This window comes from Flagellimonas onchidii (assembly GCF_004804315.1).
Classification (GTDB): domain Bacteria; phylum Bacteroidota; class Bacteroidia; order Flavobacteriales; family Flavobacteriaceae; genus Flagellimonas; species Flagellimonas onchidii.
Map to the genome: position 1 here is coordinate 131,378 of NZ_SRXX01000012.1, position 26,900 is coordinate 158,277.

General features: G+C 34.0%; 25 protein-coding genes. 17 read left to right on the forward strand and 8 right to left on the reverse strand.

The features are described 5' to 3' along the window. The first annotated feature begins 62 nt into the window (after window positions 1–62). Window positions 63–500: a hypothetical protein gene (locus E4661_RS13665; protein ID WP_136468008.1), complete on the forward strand. Its 438-nt coding sequence runs from the start codon at window positions 63–65 to the stop codon at window positions 498–500. Window positions 501–614: 114 nt separating this feature from the next. Here the strand turns inward: E4661_RS13665 and E4661_RS13670 are convergent, their stop codons facing one another. Genes E4661_RS13670 through E4661_RS13685 form a run of 4 tightly spaced genes read right to left on the reverse strand, consistent with a single transcriptional unit; the run spans window position 615 to window position 3,371 of the window. Beyond that, window positions 615–926, reverse strand: a complete 312-nt coding sequence (locus E4661_RS13670) for a hypothetical protein (RefSeq protein ID WP_136468009.1) — start codon at window positions 924–926, stop codon at window positions 615–617. Next, complete coding sequence (locus E4661_RS13675) at window positions 926–1,948, reverse strand: ORF6N domain-containing protein (protein WP_136468010.1); 1,023 nt, start codon at window positions 1,946–1,948, stop codon at window positions 926–928. The genes E4661_RS13670 and E4661_RS13675 overlap by 1 nt, the downstream gene beginning before the upstream one ends. Next, window positions 1,948–3,087, reverse strand: a complete 1,140-nt coding sequence (locus E4661_RS13680; protein ID WP_136468011.1) for a hypothetical protein — start codon at window positions 3,085–3,087, stop codon at window positions 1,948–1,950. Before E4661_RS13680 ends, E4661_RS13675 begins: the two co-directional genes overlap by 1 nt. Continuing rightward, complete coding sequence (locus tag E4661_RS13685; protein WP_136468012.1) at window positions 3,084–3,371, reverse strand: helix-turn-helix domain-containing protein; 288 nt, start codon at window positions 3,369–3,371, stop codon at window positions 3,084–3,086. The genes E4661_RS13680 and E4661_RS13685 overlap by 4 nt, the downstream gene beginning before the upstream one ends. 183 nt (window positions 3,372–3,554) lie before the next feature. On the opposite strand from E4661_RS13685, the gene E4661_RS13690 reads away from it, so the two are divergent. From E4661_RS13690 to E4661_RS13705, 5 genes are all read left to right on the forward strand, one after another. Beyond that, window positions 3,555–5,741, forward strand: a complete 2,187-nt coding sequence (locus E4661_RS13690; RefSeq protein WP_136468013.1) for a peptidase domain-containing ABC transporter — start codon at window positions 3,555–3,557, stop codon at window positions 5,739–5,741. 53 nt (window positions 5,742–5,794) lie between these two features. Then, entirely contained in the window at window positions 5,795–7,027 is a 1,233-nt protein-coding gene (locus E4661_RS13695) for an HlyD family secretion protein (protein ID WP_168796373.1), read from the forward strand. Window positions 7,028–7,040: 13 nt separating this feature from the next. Then, a complete protein-coding gene (locus E4661_RS13700) occupies window positions 7,041–8,741 on the forward strand; it encodes a helix-turn-helix domain-containing protein (RefSeq protein ID WP_136468015.1) in 1,701 nt (566 codons plus the stop codon). Window positions 8,742–8,815: 74 nt separating this feature from the next. Then, window positions 8,816–8,941: a hypothetical protein gene (locus E4661_RS19580; protein WP_262709925.1), complete on the forward strand. Its 126-nt coding sequence runs from the start codon at window positions 8,816–8,818 to the stop codon at window positions 8,939–8,941. 212 nt (window positions 8,942–9,153) lie between these two features. Next, window positions 9,154–11,097 (forward strand): prolyl oligopeptidase family serine peptidase, encoded by a 1,944-nt coding sequence (locus tag E4661_RS13705; RefSeq protein ID WP_168796374.1) that lies wholly within the window; start codon window positions 9,154–9,156, stop codon window positions 11,095–11,097. A gap of 228 nt (window positions 11,098–11,325) precedes the next feature. Here E4661_RS13705 and E4661_RS13710 read toward each other — a convergent pair whose 3' ends face one another. After that, window positions 11,326–12,138 carry an RteC domain-containing protein gene (locus tag E4661_RS13710; protein ID WP_136468017.1) on the reverse strand — a complete coding sequence of 271 codons (813 nt, stop codon included), beginning with the start codon at window positions 12,136–12,138 and terminating at the stop codon, window positions 11,326–11,328. A 503-nt stretch (window positions 12,139–12,641) separates the two neighbouring features. On the opposite strand from E4661_RS13710, the gene E4661_RS13715 reads away from it, so the two are divergent. The 8 genes from E4661_RS13715 to E4661_RS13750 all read left to right on the forward strand — a co-directional run bounded on the left by E4661_RS13715 (window position 12,642) and on the right by E4661_RS13750 (window position 23,008). Further along, window positions 12,642–12,953, forward strand: a complete 312-nt coding sequence (locus tag E4661_RS13715; RefSeq protein WP_136468018.1) for an HTH domain-containing protein — start codon at window positions 12,642–12,644, stop codon at window positions 12,951–12,953. Window positions 12,954–13,154: 201 nt separating this feature from the next. Next, window positions 13,155–13,592 carry a hypothetical protein gene (locus E4661_RS13720; protein WP_136468019.1) on the forward strand — a complete coding sequence of 146 codons (438 nt, stop codon included), beginning with the start codon at window positions 13,155–13,157 and terminating at the stop codon, window positions 13,590–13,592. 119 nt (window positions 13,593–13,711) lie between these two features. Continuing rightward, complete coding sequence (locus E4661_RS13725; RefSeq protein WP_168796375.1) at window positions 13,712–14,479, forward strand: CPBP family intramembrane glutamic endopeptidase; 768 nt, start codon at window positions 13,712–13,714, stop codon at window positions 14,477–14,479. A 112-nt stretch (window positions 14,480–14,591) separates the two neighbouring features. Next, entirely contained in the window at window positions 14,592–16,196 is a 1,605-nt protein-coding gene (locus tag E4661_RS13730) for a vitamin K epoxide reductase family protein (protein ID WP_136468021.1), read from the forward strand. 37 nt (window positions 16,197–16,233) lie between these two features. Next, window positions 16,234–17,838, forward strand: a complete 1,605-nt coding sequence (locus E4661_RS13735) for a nucleotidyltransferase domain-containing protein (protein ID WP_136468022.1) — start codon at window positions 16,234–16,236, stop codon at window positions 17,836–17,838. Window positions 17,839–17,842: 4 nt separating this feature from the next. Further along, window positions 17,843–19,123 carry an HlyD family secretion protein gene (locus tag E4661_RS13740; protein ID WP_136468023.1) on the forward strand — a complete coding sequence of 427 codons (1,281 nt, stop codon included), beginning with the start codon at window positions 17,843–17,845 and terminating at the stop codon, window positions 19,121–19,123. A 5-nt stretch (window positions 19,124–19,128) separates the two neighbouring features. Beyond that, a complete protein-coding gene (locus E4661_RS13745; protein ID WP_136468024.1) occupies window positions 19,129–21,291 on the forward strand; it encodes a peptidase domain-containing ABC transporter in 2,163 nt (720 codons plus the stop codon). 517 nt (window positions 21,292–21,808) lie between these two features. Next, the gene (locus tag E4661_RS13750; RefSeq protein WP_136468025.1) at window positions 21,809–23,008 is read left to right on the forward strand and encodes a site-specific integrase; all 1,200 of its coding nucleotides are present in this window, start codon (window positions 21,809–21,811) and stop codon (window positions 23,006–23,008) included. A gap of 56 nt (window positions 23,009–23,064) precedes the next feature. Here E4661_RS13750 and E4661_RS13755 read toward each other — a convergent pair whose 3' ends face one another. Next, complete coding sequence (locus E4661_RS13755; protein WP_136468026.1) at window positions 23,065–23,295, reverse strand: helix-turn-helix domain-containing protein; 231 nt, start codon at window positions 23,293–23,295, stop codon at window positions 23,065–23,067. Window positions 23,296–23,413: 118 nt separating this feature from the next. Between E4661_RS13755 and E4661_RS13760 the strand changes: the two genes are divergently transcribed. After that, the gene (locus E4661_RS13760) at window positions 23,414–23,701 is read left to right on the forward strand and encodes a hypothetical protein (RefSeq protein WP_136468027.1); all 288 of its coding nucleotides are present in this window, start codon (window positions 23,414–23,416) and stop codon (window positions 23,699–23,701) included. Window positions 23,702–23,800: 99 nt separating this feature from the next. Here E4661_RS13760 and E4661_RS19085 read toward each other — a convergent pair whose 3' ends face one another. Then, complete coding sequence (locus tag E4661_RS19085; RefSeq protein ID WP_168796376.1) at window positions 23,801–23,962, reverse strand: hypothetical protein; 162 nt, start codon at window positions 23,960–23,962, stop codon at window positions 23,801–23,803. A 407-nt stretch (window positions 23,963–24,369) separates the two neighbouring features. Between E4661_RS19085 and E4661_RS13765 the strand changes: the two genes are divergently transcribed. After that, complete coding sequence (locus E4661_RS13765) at window positions 24,370–24,912, forward strand: BfmA/BtgA family mobilization protein (protein ID WP_136468028.1); 543 nt, start codon at window positions 24,370–24,372, stop codon at window positions 24,910–24,912. Window positions 24,913–24,915: 3 nt separating this feature from the next. After that, window positions 24,916–25,935 carry a MobB family relaxase gene (gene mobB / locus E4661_RS13770; protein WP_136468029.1) on the forward strand — a complete coding sequence of 340 codons (1,020 nt, stop codon included), beginning with the start codon at window positions 24,916–24,918 and terminating at the stop codon, window positions 25,933–25,935. 59 nt (window positions 25,936–25,994) lie between these two features. Here mobB and E4661_RS13775 read toward each other — a convergent pair whose 3' ends face one another. After that, complete coding sequence (locus E4661_RS13775) at window positions 25,995–26,786, reverse strand: hypothetical protein (RefSeq protein ID WP_136468030.1); 792 nt, start codon at window positions 26,784–26,786, stop codon at window positions 25,995–25,997. Window positions 26,787–26,900: the final 114 nt, after the last annotated feature.

The following is a 26,900-nucleotide window of genomic DNA, read 5'->3' on the forward strand; positions in this document are numbered from 1 at the left end:
TTCTTTTGGATAAGACAACAACTCTCATAGAGTAATTAATAATAAACTTAATATAAATGATTATGAAATTTAAAATTGAATCAAAGCCGAGTCCACTCAGACAATTGGATAACATTAAACAACTAAAAACTGTATTGAAACCGATTAAAACGGATAAAGATGGTAAGTTCTTGGATACATTGCTTATTCAATGTGATTTATTACATAAAACTATTGGAAAAGATTTTAGCTCATCAGACCACGACCATATCGATATACGGTGTGATGTTTTCTTTGATATTCCCTTAAGTTCAATTGCTTGGGTAGGGAATGGTTCAGATTATTTTTTACAAGAGTCCAATAAGAATAGTGGTGAAGCTATATTCAGAGATAAAAAGGAGCTTGGTGAATATTTACAGGGATTGGAAAGAATACCTAGTATAATAATGCCTATAAAATTGGAACTAAGTCAAAAAATAGGTGATGCGAAAAGCAAATTCACTTATGAGCTGATAGGTTGATTTAATAAAAATACTCGGAAAAGCTATTGGCAATCTTAAAATAGTAAGGGTAAAGAATAGTTGATTTTTTTCTATTCTTTACCTAAATGCTAAAAGTATGGACTGTATATACAATTACTTTACTTCTCCTTTTATCCTTTTTACTAAAAGATGTGCCCGCAATTCCAAATACATAGCTTCTTGAGCTACTTTATCATGGGAAAAATCAAACATCATTGAGTATCCGGTTACATAACATGAGCAAAATTCGTCCAAATCTCCACCAGCACAACGCTCATTGTATTCAAGAATAATATAATCCCAATTGAAGGTATTTTGTTTGGCCTCTACGACGCCAAACAAAATACTGTTCAAACGTTGGAGAGCATCACCTAATTTATCTCCTACTGCTTTAAAAAAACTAAACTCAGTTCCATTGTTGTACATTACAAGTTGATTTTATGCTCAAAAGATTCGGGGGGCTTTGACCTTTGTGGCGATTTGGATAATTGAACATTATTGTAAAAGAAATTGACCGCCACTAAAAAAGCGACACCAATAGCTATATAAAGTTTTATATCAGGTTCGTTGTACCCTGTTTCTCTTGCTCCAAGAATAATAAGGACAACGGTATAAAAAGTGGAAATGACAGGTACGAGTATAAAAGGTCGGTACAATTTTGAAACAGCATCCAAAAAAGAACCTACCCAAGGAATATGAGGAGATACATGCAACATTAAAAAGAAAAGGAAAATCCTATAATTGCCAAAATCCTTGATTGTACTATCCTCATTTGCCAAAAGGTTCTCAATCCCCAGGTTGGGAATCAAGGGGTTTGTTTCTCCTTGCCTGTCCGTAATTATATCATGAAAAAAGAAGGAAGTAGAAAGTAGTGAAAAACCAAGCCAAACAGCTAAATTGGCAGGGTTCAAAACTTTCTTTGTATCATTTTTCCTATTTGTAATATAGAAAAGTATTGTAGTCAGCAATATAATCAAGATAACTTTTGGCTGAACCTTACAATTCAATATCTCGAAAATATCACTGAACTGCTTGTTGTATTTTTTCTCCAAAGCCGTTAACTGTAAGGTCAGCTCATTGTGGGATAGGGCATACCTTCTAAGAAAGACAAAAGCACGTACAATCTGTATGTTCACTTTAATGGCTTTGTCATTTCTAAGGACACTTGCAAGCATTGCCACGCCCTGCTCTGTAAAGGCAAAAGGAGTGTATTTGCTATACTTGCCCCGACCTTGGGTGTCTAAGGTCGCAATTTGCGTCCTTAAAGCGTTGTACTCATTCCTTGTCAATTCAAACATAAAATCATTGGGAAAACGATTTCTATTACGTCCTACAACTTCTTTTAAACGCTTGGTCTGTGTTTCATACAACAGAGCTAAATCAAAATCCAACAGTACTTTATGTCCTCGTATTTCGTAGATGCGATCTTGTATCTCCTGCAATTCCATTATAGCATATTTTGTATGTTGAGCTTTGACCATACCAAAGGATGTTCACTGGCAACATGGGTTTCATTTTTGAGCGATTTGAGCATTTTCCACTGTGGCTGTTGTTTGTGCCACATTCCTTTTCTGACCAATCCACAGTCTTCAACAGCATCGAAAAGGGCATTGGACAACATTAAATAATCCCTTTGTTTGATATTAATGCCCATTTTATAGGCTCCCAACCTGAAATAGTCCGCATCTTTACCCTTGTCCAAGTCACCCATAAAATAGGGGTGTTTGGCAACGTCCTTTAAACCAGTTTGTTTGATTATGGGAGCAATGGCATTGCTATAAGCTGGAGCATTCAAGGTTCCCATCAATATTAAATGCTTAGCGGGATTGATTTGTTGATTGGCAAAAAGGCTCGAAATATACTCTGATTGTATTCTTTGACGATTTACGAAAAAATCCGGATTGCCAGTATTGTTTGAAAAGTGGGTACAAAGAACCTCAAGGTCTGGGCCATATATGGTTTTAAACTTGTATTGCTGCAAATCCATATCAAATATTGGTTTACCGCTACAGTCAAAATCGTTGACATGGGTCTTTATTGACTCAAGATTGAATCCTTCTTTGGCCAGTACCCCGATACCACGCCTATATGGATCATTGGTACCTAGAAAAACTATTTGCTTGTAAGGAGAAATTTGTTCTGAGACCAGGAAATTACCGTTGAACTCAAGAAGCGAGGCCCTGTCCTCAACCTCTATGAGAACGAGAATATCTGGGTCTACCCTTTTGATGACCTTGGCTTTGTTAAGTGTGGCCACTTTATTGATCGGTATGGAATCGACTTTTGCCCACCCTTCCCAATTGGTCAAATGGGAAGCTTTGGGTATTTGCTTGTCCACTCCTCTTTTGAGTATTAGCTGTCCCATAGTATTTTTAATAGTAAAACAGGGAGGGTGCATTTCTTTGTCAAATCCCAAAAAATGGGAAAGTACTCGCATCCTATCATAGTCCTTTTGGGAACGATGTTGCTGTAACATCAAAGCTTCGAACTCCTCAGTCCATCGGACCTTGTTTTTATCGGCGTATCGCTCTACCAAACCAATGTGACGGTGGAAGATGTTCTGTATGTTGAATAGAGCTATTTTCATGATCGATCCTTTAGAAAGAAATTCTTGTTTTCCATAAGGATTTTATGGATTTCCTCTTCATCATAGTAGATAATACCTCCCAATTTGGAAAAAGGGATGGTTTTATTGATCCTAAAGTTTTGAAGGGTTCCAGGGCTTATCCCTAACTTGTTCATGACCACATTGGATTTTATCCATCTATCCAAGGTGATACGGTCGTACTTCAGCAGAATTTTCTTGATTTCTTCTAGAAGTGACTTCTTGAATTCCTCCAGATCTTCTTGTGTCAAAATATTTGCTGGCATATTCCTAAGTTTTAGTTGTTCAGAGCAAATATGAATTGATTTGAAATGATAAATTCACAAGTTGTACCCCAGTTGGGTCAAATTTTAACGTTTTAGACCTTATGTCGAAGTAATGAGTGGATAATGGTAGTATTTGGATTATAATGTGGGTAAGGTTTATATTTAGGCTTTGTTGCACTAACTATGTTTCGTACTTCTTTTCCCAATTATAGGCAATTAGACAAGATGGATTGCGGGCCAACCTGTCTAAAAATAATTGCAAAACATTATGGAAAAGTAATCTCTTTAGAAGAGTTAAGGAGCAAATCGTTTATAGACAGGGATGGCGTATCACTTGCTGGGATAAAATCTGCTGCTGAGAGTGTAGGTTTAGAGACTTTTTCAATAATGATTTCTTGGGAGGATTTGAAGCGGAAAGTACCATTGCCCTGTATTGTTCATTGGGAGAATAATCATTTTGTTGTGGTACACCGTATCTCAAATTCCAAAGTATATGTTTCGGATCCGGCGAAAGGCAAGTATTCCATATCATTTTCTGAATTCAAAAAACATTGGCTGTCACAGGATGAAGAAGGCGTGGCCATGCTTCTAGAACCTACCAAGAGCTTTTATAAGACTAGAAGTGAAGGTAATTCAAAAAATGAATTCAAATACCTGTTTAAGTACATCCTGAATTATAAGAGTTTATTAAAGCAACTACTTATAGGTTTGTTGCTTTCTTCTTTTGTGCAGCTTGCCTTACCTTTTTTTACTCAAAGTATCGTTGATTATGGAATAGAAAACCAAGACCTTGGTTTCATTCAAATAATTCTTATCGGACAATTGTTTTTCATTATTTCTAAGGGAATCATTGAGATTTTAAGGGATTGGATTTTGCTGCATATTTCAATGCGGGTAAACTTACGGATGATGTCCGACTATTTGTCAAAGCTTCTTCAGCTACCGGTTTCCTTTTTTTCGCGGAGAGGTATTGGAGATTTGGTAAGACGCATAAATGATAACGAAAGAATAGAGGAATTCTTTACCAATGGGTCATTGGCATTTTTATTTGACATTTTTAATATTTTCCTTTTAGGAATTGTACTAGCATATTATAGTCTAAAAATATTCCTTGTTTTTTTGATTGGCTCCTCCATTTATCTCATGTGGTCGTTATCATTTATGAAAAAGAAAGAACAACTTGATAGAGCCCATTTCAGTGCCAGTGCCAAAAGTCAGTCCAAGATTCTACAGTTAATCTACAATATAGAGGACATAAAAATTAACGGCTCACAAGAAAGAAGAAAAAATGAATGGTATGAAAATCAACTGGAGTTATTTGATGTAAGTTCAAAAAATTTAAAAACGCATCAACTTCAGATAAATGGCGGTCAGTTAATCAATGAACTGAAAAATATCCTAATAATTTTTATGTCTGCGTATGCCGTTATTGAGGGGACACTTACGCTTGGAGCGATGTTGGCGATTCAATTCATAATAGGTCAACTTAATGTGCCACTTTCTAAAATGATGGAGTTTATGCTTGATTTTCAAAGAGCCGAATTAGCAACTAGAAGACTTTTTGAAGTTCAACGAGAGAAAAAAGAAGGAGTGGAAATTGATTTTCCGGAACCTATTTCTGAATCTGCCATTATTCTAGAAAACGTTTCATTTAGATATGGGCCACCAGGGACAAATGAGGCCTTAAAAAATATTTCGATTAAAATTCCAAAAGGAAAAGTCACAGCAATCGTCGGTCATAGTGGATCAGGAAAATCCACTTTGGTCAAACTTTTGTTAAGCTTTTATAAGCCCACCAATGGAACGATTAGTCTTGGAAAAACAAATCTAGAGTCTATTGACCCAAATGAATGGCGAAAAATATGCGGTGTGGTTTTACAGGATGGAAAATTGTTTGACGACACCATTGAGAGAAATATAACAGAATCTAAATCCAATGCCGAAACGAACATAAAGAGACTTAAAAATGCTATTCAGTTTTCAATGTTGAAAGAGTTTGTAGATGAACAGCCCCATAAATTAAAAACCAAAATCGGTGAAAATGGAACTCGATTAAGCGGAGGAGAAAAACAGCGCATTTTGATTGCAAGGGCAATTTATAAAAACCCGAAATACTTTTTTCTTGATGAAGCTACCAGCTCTTTAGATACGATGAATGAAAAGAACATTTTAAAGAGTCTTGAATCATTCTATAAAGACAGAACTGTAGTAATCATTGCCCATAGACTCTCAACTATAAAAAATGCCGACAACATTGTCGTGTTGGATCGAGGAAGTATTGTAGAACAAGGTACCCATCTCGAACTTGTTCAAAAAAAGGGTGGGTATTGGCAATTGGTGCAAAATCAATTAGATCTATTCAAGGGATGAAAAAACAACCATTATTTTTTGAATCATTTATAAACCGTCCACCAAACTGGGCAATGAGACGAGGTTCATTGGTGGTTTTCTTATTTTTTGTTCTGATGGTTTTTTTGTCATTTATTTTAAAATATAATGAAGTTGTACAAGCAGAAATTCTGATAACCAGTGATTATCCTCCAGTTGATTTGTATTGCAAGAAAAGTGGCAAACTTGTTTTTCAAAATTTTGAATCAGGCAAAAATGTTGAAGAAGGAGATGTCCTTGCGATAATCGAAAGTTCTTCAAAATATGAAGATGTTTATTTTCTTAAGAAGCGTTTGAGTGACAATAAACAATCTATTTCAACTTTAGACAATCTATTCCAGAATTACCCTAGCACTTTGGAAGTGGACGTTGAAATCCATCAATCCTACCAAGAATTCCTAAAGGCTTATCAAGCCTATTTGTTATATCTGAATTTAAATGAAGAAACAAATGAAAGTGACAATTTAAACTCTAGAATTGCAAGATTAAAAAGACAAATCAATATAAAAGAAAGGCAACTACAAGTCGCTCAACGGAATTACTTGTTGTCAAAAAAGAAAAGAGACAGGCAAAAGACATTATTAGAAAAAGGGGTAGTTTCAAGACAAGAATTTGATGGTATTGAACAAGAGTTGTTGATTGTACAAAATGATGTAAACAAAATTCAGGAAGAGTTGGAGGTATTGCATGTTGACACTTTAAAGTTGAATGACATGAGTTCAAAATCCCAAAACAAGAATATAAGTAATGCTTCGTCCTACTTATCTGATTTGCAGTTAGCAAAACAACGATTAAGAGCATCCATAGAACAGTGGGAAAATGACTATGCCATAAAAAGTCCAATAACTGGTGGGGTAACTGTTTTTGATATCTGGAATAACTACCAACATGTAGAGGAGGGCGAACATATTCTGACAATTGTTCCGGAAAACAACAATCATCTAATAGGAAAATGTAAGGTTCCCATAAAGAATTCAGGAAAAATTGAAGTAGGGCAAAATGTTATAATCAAACTTGATAATTATCCTTATCATGAGTGGGGTCTATTGACGGGTAAAATGGCAAGTATTTCAGAAACCCCAAAAAAAGGCGACGAACTGTACTATTCAGCATACATTAGTATTCCTGAACTGGTTACAACTTATGGAAAAGAAATAGAGTTCAAACAGGAAATGTTTGGAAATGCAAAAATAATTTTGCGAGAGTCCTCTTTGATTGAGAGGATATTTTATCAGTTCAAAGCTTTATGGAACGATTTAAAAACGTAATTGAATTATCTAAATGAGAATAATCGTAAGAACCATGAATTCTGAATTTTTGAGAAGGATTTTCTTTTTTGCCATTTTTCTCATGGGTTTTGGGTCTACTATAGCCCAAGATAACTGTCAAAATACGATTGAACTTTTGCAATCATTTGAAAATGAGAGATTACTGCAATTTGACGAAAGTAATTTGTATTTTACTGAAAGATTCTGCAATCCTATAATTTTAAAAGAGCTACACAATAGGTTAAATGAATCTAATAGTGAAAAATTAAAAATTAAAGTATACAGATTACTATCCTTGGTAAGTGACTACCCAAAAAATGTTCATTTTTCAGACAGCGTTTTAAAATTAGTAGACAACAATTCAGAACATCCCCTCTATGCAAAGCAATACTATACAAAAGGGGTTGCTTATTATAACGTTGAAGATCCAATTAATTCAATGCGAGCTTTTATCAATGGCTATAAAAGGGCCAAGAGAATAAGTGATATAGTCTTGACGGTTAACTTTCTTAACGCGATGGGAAGTGTCAAGGGCACATACTCAAAAGATTATGAGGCTGTCCTGTTAAATAATCAAGCATTGAAACTTATGGAGCAAAATGAAGATGCTTTTGGGGACGACTTTGTTGAGCAACTTTTAATCTGTATCGATAACATTGCAATTCATCATTTGGAATATGGAGATACGGATTCATCTCTGTATTATGTGAAAAGGGCACAGCCTTTTATAGAGAAATCTGTTGATAAAGAAAGCTGGAAGATTGATTTTAATTCCTTAGAAGGTCAGATTAATTATTATATGGGAAATTATTTTAAATCAAAAGAAATTCTGTATGAAATCGATTTAGAAGAAAGTAATCATGACTATTCAGAGAGACTATATTACATAGGAATGTCTGAGGGCTATTTGGGAAATTCAAAGAAAAAAGATTCGATTTTCAAGATCATTTATGGATTATTTGATAATAAATATGCTTACACTCAAAACCTTGGAAATGTTTATCAATATTTATTAGAAAGGGCTATAGAAAATGAGGATAAACCTTTCCAAAAAAACTTGGTTAAAAGAAAAAAAATAGTTGACAGCATTGAAAACTCAAATGAAATAAAGCTGCAATTTCTATCAAGCGATGACTTCAGTGTGAGCAGGCTGTTAAATGATAAACAAGTTCTCCAAAAAGAAATAAAGAAAAAGGTCTACTTCACAAAGGTTTCTCTGGTTTTGTTAATTATTACAGTATTAGCGTTAGCAATTGTTATCTACAGATTTCGAGCAACAAAAAGAAGGTTAAAAGAAGTGATTCGAAAGGGAGTTGTACCAAAAGCTTCAAACCATAAAGTAAATTTAATTGATGAGAGATTGGAAGATGTACTCAATAATTTAAATAGTTGGGAGTCTGAAAATGGGTTTCTAGACAATTCAATTACACAACAAACACTTGCCAAAAAATTATGGACAAACGACACCTATTTGTCGCAAGTGGTAAATAAGTATAAGAATCAGAGTTTCCCCGACTATTTAAAAGATCTTAGAATTACTTACTTGATAAACGACCTTAGAAAAAACCCTTCAAAAGTTGAAAATAAATCCCAAATTCAAATAGCTGAAATGTACGGGTTTAATTCGGTGGACGTACTAAGAAGGGTAATGCACAAAAAATTAAATGTATCTCCTGCAAAATTTTTGAAAGAATTAAAAACAAGCAATTTATAAAATGCATTTTTTGATTTTATGAATTGCCCAATATCTTTAATAGTTTAACCGAATATTAATTAAAATTGAATGACATGAAAAATTTAAGTAAAGTGGCAAATGAATTGAAAACTAAAAAAATTGAAAGCTTACATTTAATCAAAGGAGGAAGTGGTGGCCCTGTCATTAAAAAGAAAAAAATGGTAAAGATGCGCCACTAAAATATTATTTTTATTAACCCCGCTATCTTGCGGGGTAAATTATATTTATGAGAGAAAAAATCGTATACTTACTTGCCTTAACCGTCTTTATCTGTTGTAGAAGTGGAGAACACAACTATGAATACCCAACCATAACCAACAGAACTGAAAAAGTAGAAAAGTTTGGTTTGAACTATCAGAATGAGTTCAGCAACCTTGAGAATTTTGAAGATTTGAAGGAAAACAACTTTTGGTTACGGAAACAAGATTCCATATCCGAAAAATATTTTAAAAGAAATGAATTCTCTGACTTTATTAACCGTCACAAGAAATTAAATTCAGTTGGGAGTGCTCGACCTCAAATGGTGAAAACGGCAGATAATGGACTATACTATTACACGAAAGACAGTGACTCGATTTCAATCCTCTATTCATATGATTTAAGGACAAACTTGGAAAATGTAGTTTTCGACCCTTCAAAATCCCAAGAAAAAATATCTCTAAGTTATTACAATCCCTCGCCAGATGGCAAATACATAATGATAACTCATTTTGAGAATCAAGAGGAAACTATTTTCGTTTATAATGTAATCAAACAAAAATTAGTCAATACTGGATTAAAGGATTTTCACTCTGATTTATTGGATTGGGTTCAGTGGTTACCCAACAATAGCTTCACGTATACCGGATTCCCAGAATCAGATTCTTTTAATGATGCGTATGTCAGGATTCATAATATAGCAAATAATAGCAATAAGATTGTCTATTCTGATAAAGTAAATATAAATAAAGTAAATCCCAACGGCATACCAGTTTCTTACACATACCCAAAGCAACCCAATAAGCTCTTCGTCTATGAAGCGGATGCATCTGAACACTATAATTGCTTCTCTCTTGATATTACCTCTTTGGCTAAAGTCGGAAAATTCGATTGGGAAAAATTATTCGACAAAAACGACAGTATCATCTATTATGCAGAATTTGATGAATCAAGTGCTTTTTATAAGCAGGTAAAAAATGGCCAAATAGTTTTAGCCAGTTCTCCCGTTGATAATTTAGACATAAAAAATCCCAATATTATTGTCAAAGCTGAAGAGGGAAAATCTATTGATGATTTTTCGGTTAGTGCCCAAGGGATTTTTTATACTTTATCAAATGGGATTACAGAAGAAATGTTTTTAAAGAAAAATAAGTCTGAGATTTCCAAGATTCCATTGAATTACCCTATAGGAAGTATTAATTTCAAGTCTTCTTGGGGAGTTTCAGATTCAATCAGTATAGTTTACGAAGGATGGAATATAAATAAAACGGAAGCCATCGTCAATGGAAGCATGAACAACTACCACATTATTGGGAAATTTGGACGAAAAAATATAGAGGAACTGAGTGACATAGAAGTTGATGTACTTCAGGTTGAAAGTTACGATGGGACTCTTGTTCCGATGTCTGTAGTCAAGCCAAAAAATTATACTCCATCAAGGGATTCTAAAGCAATCATTTTAGCGTATGGAGCATATGGCTATTCTTTGGATGCTTATTACGATTCAATGCTTTTAGATTTTGTATCACAGAATAATGTATTAGTGGTAGCACACATAAGAGGTGGTGGTGAAAAAGGCCACAAGTGGTATGAAGAAGGCATAATGGACAAAAAAATTAATTCTTGGAAAGATTTGATTGCCTGTTCCGAATATACTAAGTCCCAGATTATTAATAATGAAAAATTAGGTATCTTAGTGGAAAGCGCCGGAGGTATAAGTGCAGCTATGGCAATAAATGAAAGACCTGATTTATTTAAAGCAATTTCTGGAATTAATCTGACCTTAAACCCAATTAGAATAGCCGATAATCCCAATTATACTGAGGATGATAATGCATATGATTTTGGAACTACGGAAACAAAAGAAGGCTTTAAATCTCTCTTAGCTTTAGATCCTGTTCTAAACATAGATAAAACGGCAGATTATCCTGCAACCTACTTAATGTGTGGAGATGAGGATGAGTTAATTCCTATCAGTGAGCCCTCCAAATATATAGCCATTCTTCAATCAATTCAAGTAGATAAATCGAAACCTATTTTGCTGAATGTAAATTTTGGTGTAGGTCATGATTATGATGACTATACAGTAGATTTTGGAAAAGCAATTTTCTTTTTAAACCAAGAGCTCTCTAAGTAAGATTAATTCTTAAAATTAATTATCAACTCTCAAATGAAAAATTAAAGATTTTTTCAATGCATTGAGAAATCTTACCCGTTCTGAAGACTTACCCCTTTTCGTTTAGTGGTTTAAATAAATAATGTTTTAAAGGGACATACCTTTAAGATTCTTCCTTGAACCTTTCAATATATCTGCTTTGATGTGGAACTTTAGCTGGTTGTGAAGTCTTCTATTGAAGAACTGAAACTAGGCGTCTCCTTGTTCCATTTTCCTGGACATTATGTAATTGATTTCATCTAAGAATTTCATTCTGTCCTTTTTTCTCGAACGTATTTCAATATACGTACGATAAAAATCTCCTAAACTGAAATTGAAAACTTTTTCAAAAGCATTTGCAATTTGCTTAATATCGGCTTTTCCATTATTTACAGCCCCTGAATGATATAAAGCATAGACCAATTCAGTCAAAGACACCTTGGTTGAAGTCCATCGCAAATTATCCATTCTTATGGTCTTTTCATTATTTTTGCATCTGTTTTGAAAATAAAGCGATATACGTTGAAATGCCTTTATTTTTGCCAATAGATAATCGTGAGAAGTATTAAAGACTGGATCAAGGATATAAAATGGTTTGGTCTGGCCAGAATGAAAATCAGCACAATTTCTAGTAAAGAATTGTTTATCGAAATGGGTTTGTTCCAATCTAACATATTTGACAAGCTCCGAATGCATTCGAAAAAACTGATTTAACTCCCTGGATTTCTCTTTGATGAGTCTTTTTTGTTCCTTAGGACTATTCATTGGAAAATAGGTTTCAAAGTCCTGTACCTCAGAATAATAGATAAGATTTATCATTGGAATTTGTTTTGTGAACTTAAAGAAATATATTTCCTCACTTTCATCTTGAAATCCTTCGCTAGCTACCCTATCTCTTAGCGTTAATAGATACTTTCTACAAACAGGAATAATCTCCTTACAAGCATCAAATATATTGATGTGTCTGGATTCAATTTCCATGATTTGGCTTTTCAGATAGTCATCATGCTTTTTTCTTTCCATATCCTAAATATTAGCACATAAGAAGGCCTGATGATTTTGAGGTATCCGAATATCGAAGTTTACGTTTCTTCTCTAAAGTTTTGTGCAAATCAAATATGAGAAAAGTAGAGCCTAAATAAAAAATTGAATGTAAGCACTTTATAAATCGAGCTGATTTTGAAACCTTATTTACAATTCAAGATATAACTCACTTAACGAACAATCATATTCAAACAGTTATATCAAATGGAATCAAAAAAGGACAAAAAATATGGGCAATTTATAAATCAAGTCTGGATTTTATAAATCGCAATAACCCTTAGTTGCAAAACTTGCCTAGAGAAAGCAAATTTACTTCATGATTTCTCCAAAAATTTATCACGATAAGCCTACAAGAATATCGAATTATAATCATTCATCTCTGTGGGCTTAATATAGGAGGCTGCATTTGCTTTCTTCTGAAATTCACCGATAATACAATTGAAGGAATCAACATAATATTTGGACGATTCAAAATTAAGCCCATGAAAACTGTTAAGAACCTAGAGCGCCTACAACAAATACATCTTTTAATTGAAAATGAAAATACGGGATCTCCATATGAGTTGGCAAATCAAATGGGAGTCAGCGAACGACTTATTTACAACTTAATCGAACAACTAAAAGATTTCAACGCCAATATCTGTTATGATAGAAGTAGAAAGACATATTATTATCTTAATGATTTTCAATTGCAAGTAAGTATTTCAGTATCGATTATAAGCGACGAAGAAGTTACAGAAGTTTTTGGTGGCAGCTATTTTGAAAAAAACACTAAGTCCTCTTTTTACGGATGATAAATCATTTCCTTTCACTATAGATCAATGAAAATCGGTAATATTCAATATAATAATTGAATCCGATTTCACACTGCAAGCTTTATGCAGTAGGCACAATTACCTTAGCGAAGATAAAATCATTTAGGTGCGCAATAAATGATTATTAAAACAAGGTATAATCAAAATTATACCGGAAATATAAATTTAAAACTTATTAAAATGAAGAAAGTTTTTGATGAAATTATTTTGGATTTACCCGAAATTAATTTGAATGAAAAAAAGACTCGTTATGGAAATTGCCCATACGGTGATGACGGATTTGGAGGCTGTAATGATATGCGGGAAGTAGTGGTTGTTGGAAGTAGAAGAAACAACAACGATAGCGGTGGCGGTATTGCTTTTCCAACTGGAGGATCCGGTGGCCCTGGAGACGATCGTGGTAGTGGAGGTGGAGCACAAGTAGGTCCAAAAACTGGTGAGTGGGTTGATCAGCAATGTGCTGCCTGTTCAGAAGCTGAATCTCCCAGAGGTGTTGTGCAACCTGGATGGGGAACTTATTTGAGAGATAAATATTTGCATCGGTCTGGATGCGGTGGACAATATCGTCCCGAGCTTAGACATAAGGTTTGGAAAAGTTATAATGATAACTGTCGATAATTTTTTTGATTAAAAAAATAATAATACGTTAGGTCGTTCATTTTGCTTGTGAACGACTTAACATTTTAAAAGATAATTAGTTTATAATTTTGTTTTAAACTTCCTAACCTCAGATGAAAATGAACTTAATTAAAAAACATAAAGATTTATTCTATTTTGCCGGATTATATGTTTCAATGCAAGTATTGCACCTTTTAGTTCTTTTTGCATTAACCCAATTTAACTTCTTATCATATGAACAAGAGGGCATAATTTTATTAGTCAGTCATCAGTTGATTTTTGTTCTAGGAATTCTTTTCACACTGAAATGGTTCAATATACACTTACAGTTCAAATTTGAAAAATGCAAGCTTAATATTGTCTTAAACGCATTTGCTCTAGTATTGTTTCTTTATATAATACAAGTTTCAATTGATAAACCTTTTTGGGATTCTTTAGTAAAAAATGAACTAAAATTCCTAGCTTTAAAGAACCCTTTTGATTCTGATTTTTATACAGGGACTTTTACAGTTATTTCAATATTTACAGCCCCGTTACTAGAAGAAGTCTTGTATAGGCGTATTATTTTTAGAAAACTACTTGTAAAATATAATGCGCCAACTAGCATTATAATAACATCCTTGCTATTTGCTTTAGCTCATTTGGATTTGGAAGGATTATTAGCTTATTTCTTTGTTGGCCTCATTTATACATACCTATATCATTTGACCAGGTCACTTTGGCTTAATATTTTAGTTCATGGATTATACAATCTATTTGTAAGTGTAACTGCAATAACTACGTATCAATCAACAAATTCATTCTTCCTTATAGGAATTCTTATCTATATCACTTGTGTAATCGGAATTTATCTATCCTTAAAAAAGATTAAAGTTTTAACAAGTTAATTTTCTTTATAAAATGTTTACACTGCAAAAAAAATGCAGTGTAAAAGGATACTTTAGAGATGTCTGAATCCTTGTTTGCTTACTTGAGATTTTGATAAAATAATGAATTATTATGGAACGATTGATTAATGACAACACCCCTGTGGTGTTCAGAATTCTATTGGATGAACTTGGCATTAAGTATACCAATGCCACAATTGATAAACTTAAGCAAGAGCCATACTTCCCGTATATTGATTCAATCGGATACGGTCTTGATGATTTAGGGGTCAAAAATGTCATATTCAAAACTTCATATGAAAAAATTAAAGAAACTGTACCCGCTCCGTTTATCGTACACCTTACGGATTATGACGGCTTACTTTTGGTCGTAAAAGCGGTTACTGATAGCCGCGTTGTTTTTGCTATTGGGAACAACCAATACGAGACACAATCAAAAGAGGAGTTTTTAAAGAAATGGAGTGGATATATCTTAATGGCAAGCACAGATGGAACAGACAAGGTAAGAGAAGAGAATTATTCGATAAATACCATTGAAAGAATATTTGCAAAATTTAGGGTGCCAGCCTTAGCTCTTATGTTTCTTGGTCTTCTATGTATTCATTTGTTCCAACCACCCATTAATTTCTTTGGCATTTTATTCACAGTCGGTATTTTGTTCGGTGTTGTGTGTAACATCCTTATACTCATTTTAGAAATTGATCAGAATAATACCTATATAAACAATATTTGCTCTTCCCTAAAAAACAAAAAAATCAATTGCTCAGGGGTATTGAATTCAAAAGGAGCAACTTTTTATGGATTGGTTTCATGGAGTCAGGTGGGCATTACCTACTTTTTGTCACTTTTAGGCATATTGCTCGTTTTCAAGATTTCGACAACCTCTTTAACCGTTGTCTCAATATTTTCCATATTAGCTTTCATTTATACATTTTACTCAATTTATTACCAATGGAAAGTAGCTAAAAAGTGGTGCAAGCTATGCTTGTTTGTACAATCGGCATTGACATATTTATTTCTGAACAGTATACTTTTTTTGGCCCAACTTGATGATATATCAGTCAATCTTGCCGCGCTTTTCCATACTCTCTGTATTCTACTTATAACTGCGATTGGTGTCAGCTATGTACTCCCTTTAATAAAAGGAATTCATGCTGTGAAAAACAAAATTCAGGTGCTTGGAACTTTCAAATATGATCCAAGGGTATTTTCAATGTACTGGAAAAATGAAAGAGCAATCTCCTATGATTCGTTGGAAGGGAATATGATTTCCTATGGCAAGAACAATAGCGAAAAGAACATCTGTATTATTATAAACCCAACCTGTAAACACTGTATAACTGCTCATAATTCACTATTAAAAATTATGGAAAGGTTCAATGACATACATGTCAGGGAAGTATTTTTTGTGCCCATTGATAATGATAGCAACGCATATAAAATAGCCCTAAAAATGATGGATATCTATTTATATGAATCTAAAAATTATTTCCTTAAGGCGATTGGGGATTATTATAAAAACTACTCAGACTCGCCAAAAAAGTGGATAAAAAAATACTGGAACAAAAATCTCCGGAATCCAAAATCGGAGAAAATACTAACCCAGCATAGATCTTGGTGTGAAAATCAAAAACTAGATATTACACCGCTAGTGGCATTCAATAACCTGATTTTACCCAAGGGTTATACAGTGCAAGATTTAAAGTACTTTTTGTAAGGTTGCCATGCCAAGCGATAATATTAAAATTAGAAGTATGCTCAATCAAAAAACTCATAAGATATGTGTTGATTTTATTAACGACTATTTCCCTTCGGCCAAGCATGTAATATTATCGGGAAGCCAAGCAACAAATAAACAATCAGAAAATTCCGATTATGATATTATCATACTGGAAAAAGATATAGACAAGTTTAAGAGTGAGAGAATAATCTATTCATCCAGGTTATTTGATGTAATGGTAATTCCTATTGAAAAAATAGATGACATCGTACTTCTAGACCATAAAGATGGGCATGGGATTTTCACCGGAATGCTATCTAAAGGAGTTGTGGTTATTGATCATGATGATGTGGCCAGCTCATTAATTTCACTTAGCAGAAAAAGATTTGACAATGGAGTGGTAAAATGGAATATGGATTTTCTTCATAAACTTAAAATTCAAGTTCAGGACTACTTGGATGATTTGGAGGGAGTCTCTTTAACAAATGATGGGGCATATCTGATAATATTGAATCTGGTTACCAAGTATATGGATTTTGTTCTTTATTACCATGGATTGTGGAAGGGAAATAGCAAAATCAATTATAGGCAACTCGAAAGAATTGAACCCAATTTCAATTTTAAACTTCAAGAAGCTATTTCAAAATTCTTTTGTCTAGGTGATAAGAGTTTAATAGTAGAAACTATTAAACAGCAAATGTATAAATACGGGTCGCAAAAGACTTTAAACATATCAGGAGCTACAGGAAACTACATAAACGAAGATTATTTTGTACTGAAAGTGTTGGGTCAAGATGATGACATCTTTGTTACAATGGATAAACTAAAGAGCCAAATAAATAAGCTTTTAAAGCTTCTTGGCAATCCTGAAACGTATTGGTTCTTTGTTCCGAATAACTTGATCAAAGGTGAGAGTTTAATAAATCAAATATATCTAATCATCTTCCAGGATCAAGGTTTACTAAATAAAAACACCTCTTTTATTTCTAAAAGATTAGCTGAGATTAGTGATAACTCGACAAGTTATTATGGTCCTCTTAATTTGGATATTTCACTAATATTTAGTCCATGCTTTTCTTCTTTTACGTTTAGAGATCTTATCCATCAGGTGTGCAAGAAGCTGCTTTTACAGAAAAATGCTAGTAAATCAACATCCATTTTGATGGCTTTGGAAGTGAACCATTATATGGCTTCGTTATCAACAAAATTTATAGAATTCAACAATTATTTATTTGAATGCTGGTTTCCTTCAAGTTTTGATATGGGAACCCATTCAAATGTTGAGGCACTTTTGATTTCAAAAAAGAAAAAGTATAAGGAATTTACAAAAACGTTTCATTCTCAGAAGGAAAGTTTTTCCAATTTTTTCAATGAATTACAGAATGTGGATGGTTTCCTCCTCGATAAGAGTTTAAAGGATACCATCCATAGTTTTCACAAATTGGATTATGACCAGGAGACGATACATCCTTTTCATTTGACCGGTTTTGGAAATAACATTTCCCATTCTGAAAAAAAGGGTTGGTATAGGTTAAAAGTTTGTTTGGATTCGATACTGGGCTCACTTTTAATTGAAGAAGTACATAAAAGCTACTTCCCATTCGCTCTTAACCAATTGTATCAATTCAGTAAAAATTAAGAGATTGGAAGAGGACTCATTGAACTACACGATAAGCTCGGATATTAATGAAATCATTGAAAGAAAGCCGAATTGGCTTGTTCGGTACGGTATAGGTTCAATTTTATGCTGTCTATTAATTATTCTATTGATTGCCTGGATTGTAAAGTATCCAGATTTGGTAGAGGGAAATGTTAGTATCGTGACTCCAAAACCACCAATAGACATAATCTCAAAATCCAATTCTACTATTGAAATAGATTTCGGACGAACTGAAAATGACATTATTAATCCTGGTGATCCAATATTCCTTTTAGAAAATACAGCCTCCTATCATCAGATCAAATTATTGCAAGAAGAACTTTTGCTGTCCTCATCGATAGATAGTATTCCTGACAATAGGCAATGGTTAGATAGTTTAGGTGGTATACAATCGATTTATAATAGTTATAAGTTATCAAAACTTAATCTAATAAACTATAATAACGAAAAACCTTATGATAAGAGACTTAAAAATCTTAAGAGCTCAATAGCTGGCAGCAATAAAGGAGTTCAATATTCGGAGATTTTGGTTGGCAGCAGTAAAGAGAACTATGAATATCAAAGAAAAAAGTTTAAACGATACCAAAGTCTATTTGAAAAAGGAGTGATTTCAGAATTAGAATATGAAAATCACAAACAGTCTCTTCTTCAACTCCAAATGAACCATACAAATAATTTTAAAAATTACCATTCGGAAAGTCAATCAATAAATAACCTTGAAGGAAAAATTATTGAATTGGAGATTCAAAAAAATGAGTATGAGGAAAAACTAAAACTGGAATATTATGGTGCTTTGAATGAACTCAAAAGTGTCTTGAAGTCATGGGAATCCCAATACCTTATAGTTTCCACAATTAGAGGCCGTCTATCTTTTTTTAGTGATTTAAATAAAGGAGATTTTGTGGCTGTTGGGGAAAGGTTATTTACAATCATACCTGTTCAAGAAGATAAACTCCAGGCCATAGGTGTGTTTCCATCAACAAATATCGGAAAAGTAAAGGTTGGTCAAGATGCAATAATAAAGCTCAATGCATTTCCATATCATGAATATGGAACCATTAATGGAAGGGTAAATAGAATTTCAGAAATTCCTATGAATAACAGCTATAATATTATCATTGAACTCCCGAATAAATTGGAAACAAACTACAAGAATAAAATTGAATTCAAGCAAAGATTAGATGCAACGGCCAGCATAATTACCAAAGACCAAAGTCTTTTGAAACGAATGTTCTTTCAATTTGAAAACATTTTTAAAAATTAAATCCAATGCCTAGGTTCAAATTTTACCAACAGTTTGATGTTAAGGATTGTGGCCCGACTTGTTTGCGCATGATAGCCAAGTATTATGGCAAGGAAATATCATTGGAAAAAATCAGAAAACTGAGCTATATCACTAAAGATGGGGTTACCCTGATGGGTTTGACCCATGCTTCTGAAAGCTTGGGATTGAAAACCTTCACTTCAGAAGTGGATTTAGAGACTTTAACTAAAAAAGCTCCTTTACCATGCATAATAACATGGAACAACAATCACCTGGTGGTACTTTACAAAGCAAACAAAAAGTACGTATATCTGGCCGATCCAGGTGCGGGGTTTAAAAAGTTAAACCACCATGAGATTAAAGACAAATGGTGTGCCGAGAATGGCAAGGGAACCGTTGTTTTGCTAAATCCAACACCCAAATTCTACGTTGACGATGAGGAAGAAGAAAGAGCCACATTCTCATATTTCATCAAGTATTTTATTCCTCATAAAAATTTGTTGGTCCAACTTTTTTTTGCGATCATCTTTTCCAGTTTGGTCAGCTTATTATCGCCGTTTATCACACAATCAGTTGTGGATATTGGAATACTTGGCAAAAACATAAATTTCATATACTTGATTCTTGCCTCGCAGTTTATGCTAACTGCGGGTACGGTATTTGTTAGTTTTATTCAGGCTTGGATATCCCTTCATCTAAGCATCAGAATTAGTTTATCTTTTGTAATTGGCTATGTTGCAAAATTGCTGACAATGCCTTTAAGTTTTTTTGAGCTTAAAAGTACAGGCGATATATTAAAAAGAATAGGGGATAATTCACGGATTGAAAGTTTTATCAACCAGATGTTTTTTTCAATTGCCATTTCCGTATTTAACTTTATTATCTATTCTTTTATACTCGCTTATTATGATTATAAGTTATTCTTGGTCTTTCTATTAGGGAATCTTGCCTATATAGGATGGATTTTACTGTTTTTAAAGAAAAGGAGGAAGTTCGATTATGAGAGTTTTGAGATAAGTGCGGAAAGTGAAAACAAACTATTACAACTGGTTTATGGTTCGAGAGAGATTATACTTAACAATATCCAGAAAGAAAAACGATGGGAATGGGAAAAAGTACAATCTAAGGCCTATCGCCTAAGTAAAAAGATTCTGCTTTTGGGTCAGTTTCAATCAACTGGTGCTACGATAATCAATTCCCTATTTGGAATTTTGGTCAGTATTATGGTTGCAACCGCTGTTATAGAAGGCTCAATTACTTTCGGAATGATGCTTTCCATTCAATTTATTATGGGGCAAATTCAAGCACCATTAGGTGTATTTCTAAAAATGACGCACTCTTATCAAGATGCTAAAATAAGTCTGGAACGATTAAGCGAGGTGGTCAACAACAAGGAGGAAGAAACTTCTTTAAAAAGCCAAAGGATTCCACACAACGGAGAATTGGTATTTGAGAATGTGAGTTTTCAGTATGAAAAAGAGTTTTCCGATAAAGTTTTAAACGGGATCAATTTGAAAATCCCCCATAAATCTACCACAGCGATTGTCGGGGCCAGTGGTAGCGGTAAAACAACATTATTGAAATTATTACTTAAACTATATCCGCCAACTGAAGGTCAAATAAAAGTTGGAGGTATTGACCTGCAATCTATTGGAGATTATTATTGGAGGGAGAATTGTGGTGTGGTAATGCAGGACAACTATATATTTGATGACACCATACTCAACAATATCATTCTTAAGACACAAGGTAAAGTGGACATAAAGAGATTGCATGAAGTTGTTGATATAGCGAATATTAAAGAATGGATTGAAGGTCAGGCTTTAAATTATCAAACCAAGATAGGTAATCAGGGAAAAGGCTTGAGTCAAGGGCAAAAACAGAGATTGCTGATCGCCAGGGCCTTATATAAAGATCCCTCTTTTATATTTTTCGACGAGGCTACAAATTCGTTGGATTCAGAAAATGAGCGAATCATAATAAACAACTTAATTTCTGCGACTAAAAATAAAACTGTTGTGGTAATAGCCCACCGGCTTAGTACAATTAAGAACGCTGACAAAATTGTAGTTTTAGATAATGGTGTTGTTCTTGAAGAAGGTACTCATACAGATTTACTTGGTCAGAAAGGGCACTACTATAATCTGGTTAACAATCAGTTACTTTGAGCTTGTAATCTATCCATTTACTTGATCTGGTACTCCATTATCAAAATCCTCTAGATGGATTTCAGTGTTTCTAATTGAACAGAGTTCCTTTCTATTTCGGATAACTAAACCTATTTGTAAAGACTTGGAGCCACCTTTATTTATTAATGTTTCCCATTGCTTTTGGCCTTTGATTTTTGTATCTTTAAATCATATTAACACAAGTTAATCCAGTTAAAAAGGAAACAAATCGGGAACAATATTTGTTAAAAACAGATAAAGCTTCGGTTTTAAAGGGATAGGGAGGATAGGTTGTCATCCTGCCACCCCGACTTTTTAGAAAATCAATTAGTGACAAAAACTTGGTAATCGTATGATTACCAAGTTTTTGTCGTTTTAAGGCAATCATTTAATTTGAATTGTTATGGTAAAATAAGTTACCTATTCGGTTACCTTGTTCTAAAATGGTTAAAAATGGTAACCGAGCTTCTTTGATTTGACTTTCGTTTTGAGATGTTTAATTTTTAAAAATGAAAGTATGCAGACTATTCACACATTCAGTGTTCTTTTTTGGCTGAAACTGGCCAATAAAAAGAACAACAAAGCCCCACTTTACGCACGTGTAACTGTTAGCGGTAGACGTGCCGAAATTTCCCTTAAACGAAAAGTGACCGTTACAGATTGGGACACTACAAAAAGCAGGTTGAAAGGTTTTGGAATTGAAGCCAAGCAAGTGAACAACTATCTTGATGGGGTACATTCCCGACTTTTTGAATGTTACCAACAATTAAAGAGTGCAAACAAATTGGTTTCCCCTCAACTTATCAAGACCCATTTTCTAGGTAACGGAGAAAACAGGTATGCCATATCCGACATCATCGAATATCATAAAGAGCATATGAAGGATACGTTGCGATGGGGAACACAAAAGAACTATTTCACCACCCATAAGTATATCTTCCGTTTTCTAAAACAAAAACACAGGACTACAGATGTATACCTTTCAGAACTCAATTACAAGTTCATCATAGATTTTGAGCGTTTTTTACGCCATCAAAAAGATATGGGCAACAATACCGTCATGAAACACATAGAACGGCTTAGGAAGCTTGTAAATTTGGCCCATAAGATGGAATGGCTTGATAAAGACCCATTTATAAAGTTCAAGGCAAAGTATGTACGAAAGGAAAGGGCATACCTTACATTAGATGAGTTACAGGCCATTGAGCAGAAGCAGTTTACTATTGAAAGGCTACAACTCATTAAGAACTTGTTTGTGTTCAGTTGTTACACGGGATTATCCTATGGCGATGTGATGAACCTTACAACAGATAGTATCTGTATTGGAATAGATGGGAAACAATGGATAAGCTCCTATCGGCAAAAAACAAGTATTCCCGTTAGGATTCCATTATTGCCAAAGGCTCTGGATATTGTAAATAGCTATAAAGACCATCCGAATAAAGGAGGGGTTAAAAGAATATTCCCGCCGATTTCAAACCAGAAACTGAATTCCTATTTAAAGGAGATAGCTGATGTATGCCATATCAACAAAAACCTCACTTTCCATATAGCAAGGCACACCTTTGCCACCACGGTTACCTTAAGTAATGGTGTACCCATTGAGACCGTTTCAAAACTGTTGGGGCACTCCAAGATAACGACCACTCAAATTTATGCTAGGGTTATAGAAAGAAAGGTAAGCGAGGATATGCATCGATTAGAGAGGTATTTGTGAAATTCAATGATCTTATTGGACAGAAAATCCAAAGCAAGTTATCCAAAGTTTGAGGGCTAGTCTAAATCTTTAAAAAACTCTTCCAGTGAAACATCAAAAATTTTGGTGAGTTTTAAAAGTGTGGACATTTTAAAATCATTGCCATTTTCAATTGCCCAATAGTTTCTTCTGGACAAACCGTTATCGGTTGCAAAAGTTTCATGACTTGTATAATTGGCTTTTAAGCGCAATTCTTTGATACGCTTTGCGATACGTTTTCTACGCTCAATGTTTTCGTTTTTTGACATAGTTGGGAAGAAACACAAAAGCAATTAAATTAATTACGCCGTATACGGCGGTATTGTTGCTTGCAATTGCTAACTTTGTATTGTAGTAATTTTTCTATGTTTAAAATTGAATATACTTATGTCAAGAAGTGATAATATTTTCTTGTTCCTTGCTAATGATGAAGCTCTTAGGCTGTATGATGAATCATTGAATAAGTTATTGGATTCAAAATGCATGGATTTCCATATGGAACATGTACCACTGAATTGGGATGAAAAAAAACATACTGGTGAATGGGAAGACTATAGGGTTGTCGATTATGAAACCTACCGTGAATTACATCATAATCTTTGTTTTAAATACAGAGAAAAGCTTCGCCAAAGTTCTGCACAACAACCTGATCATAAAAAGGACAACGGTGGATAACTTATTATTTTAATGCCCAAGTGTATTTAACCATACTAATTTTCCAATCCAATGTAGAAGATTGATTGAGTATGAGTGTCATTAGAATATATCTGCATTTTACAAGTTGGTTGATTGGGCATTGTTGAAATAGAACAACTCTTCCGGTGGTCGAGTTGTTTCCAGTTCAACAAGCGTTACACCATCATTATTTTTTTTAATGATTTTTTTATCCACGATTAGCAATTTGAGGTTGGAACAATTGATAATTATGGAATCCATATTTTTTAGTATCAAAACGATTCATTTGAAACCAAATGTCATTTCGATTTCAGAAAATTATAGACTACATTTATAAAGCTGAATTTCAGCAGTTTTAAGTACGGTCAATCCATTATTGATTTGACTTTCCTAATGACCGTACCCATCGAAAACAGATAACGGAATTTTTGATTCCGTAAAAAAAGCAACTGATGAGAAAATCAGTTGTCGGAGAATTTTGCCCCGAGGTTTCGGGGCAGAATTTGTAGAGCAAGAGGGTAACGGGCTGACGCCCCGTTACGTATCTATTTGCTTCGCAAAGCCCTTGTTTATAAGGGATTAAGGTTTTTAGAGGATTTGGATGTAATAAAATGATTGTAACAAAACCTTTGGAAACCCTTAAAAACACAGAAAAAAATTGTCACAATATGGACGCATTTAAAACGGTACGGATAAAAAACAAGACCCTATCAAGGTTCAAAAGCTTTTCAATCAAGGTAAGTAAAAGTTATTCTAGGACTTTGGATATGGTCATGGATTTTTTCGAGTGGCACGGGTTTTTACCAGATGACAGGTTTGGAAAAAGCATGGTACAGGAAATCCTAAAGAACCGAAAACGTACCGAAGCCATGATAGCCATTATCAAAGACATAGAAAAGAACCAGACCAAGCCCACTAATGCTATGCTATTGTCCTTGTTTGAGGGGCAATCAGAGGAGGAAGACGAGATGGTAAAATGGATTGAAAAGATTGAATGTAAACCTTTAGGGGATGAGGTGCATATCGAGACCACAGTACCTAAAATTCGCTATGAACGGTTGGAAGATAAAATGGGTTTAATAAAAAAAGACTTTGGATATGTTCTGGACAATGTAAAGCTTATAAAAAGCAGCTTCGGAAAAAACTATTTCCGTTTGGAGCTTACCGAGGGAGAAATCGAAAAATTCAAAAGAGAAATAAGAAATCTATAAATTATGTACATCGCTATATCCGCACAATATCAGGGAGGAGGCTTTAAGGGTAGTGTTCGCAATTTGGCCAACTATCTTGAAAAAGAAAACGAGGGCAAGACTCCAGAGGAACAAGAGTATTTTTTTAACCAGACCGAAGATAGCGTACAGCTTGAAGAAGTGGTACGGGAGATAGATGGTAACACCGCTAAACTTGGGAAGGATGACCCCAAATTTTATTCAATGGTGGTCAGTCCCACTCAAAGGGAAATAAAGCAAATTGGCAACGACCCTGAAAAACTACGTGAATACACACGAGAGCTTATGAAAGCCTATGCGGATTCTTTTAACAGGGAACCTAAAAAGACCGTTGATGATATTAAGTATTATGCCAAGATTGAACACGAACGATTTTATAAGGAAACGGACAAAAAAATACAAGAAAACCAACCTTATGCCAATAAGATATTGGAACTTAAAAATGAGATACGGCAAATAGAACGGGGTGAGCAAAAAGGAAATGTGGATAGATTGAAATTGAGGATAGCCAAATTGGAAAGGGAAGCCCCGTACCAACAAAACGGTAAGCGTATTGTAAATGGTATGAAAAAGGAAGGGCACCAGACCCATATCCATATCATAGTAAGCAGAAGGGATATGACCAATTCCTACAGCCTTTCCCCTGGTTCTAAGTACAAGGCATCAGAAACGGAACTGAACGGTAAGGATATAAAGCGGGGATTTGATAGAGACAAGTTCTTTAAAACAGCAGAAAAGACCTTTGACAAGAAGTTTGGCTATGACCGAAATTTTGTGGAGAGCTATCGGGGCAAAAACCTATTTGTAAAAGACCCAAAGAAGTTTTTTGCTATCATGGCAGGATTATCCACATCACAAAAGCAGGTCGCCTTTAAACTGTTGCACAAATCAGGGATTCATATTCCCAACATTCCTACCAATAAGGCACAATTGGCATTCAAGGCATTTAAGAAGCTTAAAAGAGTTATTGAAAAGGGAATAAGTTCTGGCGGAATAGAAATATAATTGTAATCAAAATTGTCAAATTAAATCTTAACTATTACAGTCTATGTATAATGATACTGCTATAGCTTTTCAATTTTAAAATATGCCTTCCATTTATGATTTTGAGACCCATTTATATAACCAGAATCAAAGTATGCAGACTTTTTATCAAAGCTGTTATTAAATAAATCACTTTTAATTTTAAAATATTTGTTTGTGGGTTTATCATTGGGCATTCTTACATTACAATTCCAACCAGAAATGCCATCATTCTTATGGCATGATTTAAAATATAGATTTAGGTCTAGCTCTAGTAAATTATTGTTTTCAGAATTTGGGTCTATATAAAAAGTAAGTGATTCTCTTTGTGAGAGCAGTTTACCTTCATTGAATTCCGTTACTTTAAAGCTATTGCTAACAGCTTCATGATGTCTTTTTGGCCATTCTTTACTTTTATAGTTTCCCCACTCCACTAATTTGTTGTTTGCTGAGTTTTTAGCATTGTAAGTTCTTCTTACACCTCCAGAATTATCAACCTCTTTTAGACTAGCAGATATGTACGAATAAATCCTTGAGCAATCTTCACCATTATGAGGTGTATAACCTATACCTAAAAAAGTTAACCTATACGCTTGTTGTGGGCGACATTCTCTTTTGGTAAATGTTGTATTCTTAACAATGTAAGCAGATGAATTATCTTTCAAATATTTTAATTTATAGCCAATTGGCTTTTGGGCAACATTTGGGTTCCATTTCGCGTTTTTAGCCCATTTATAAAACTCTTCAATAGAAGTTACTGTTGTGGCATCTCCTCCTGTTGTATAAGCAACAAAATCCCAATTATTAGATATAAGTTTAAATGTACTAGCCACTACTTAACCTGACAGTTGTGGTTAATCTGACACTTGAAAAGAACCTTTAAGCTCATTGTATTCGATGAGCTTTTCTTTTGCTAAAAGTATGGAATCCTCAAAAGTCTGCAAAGG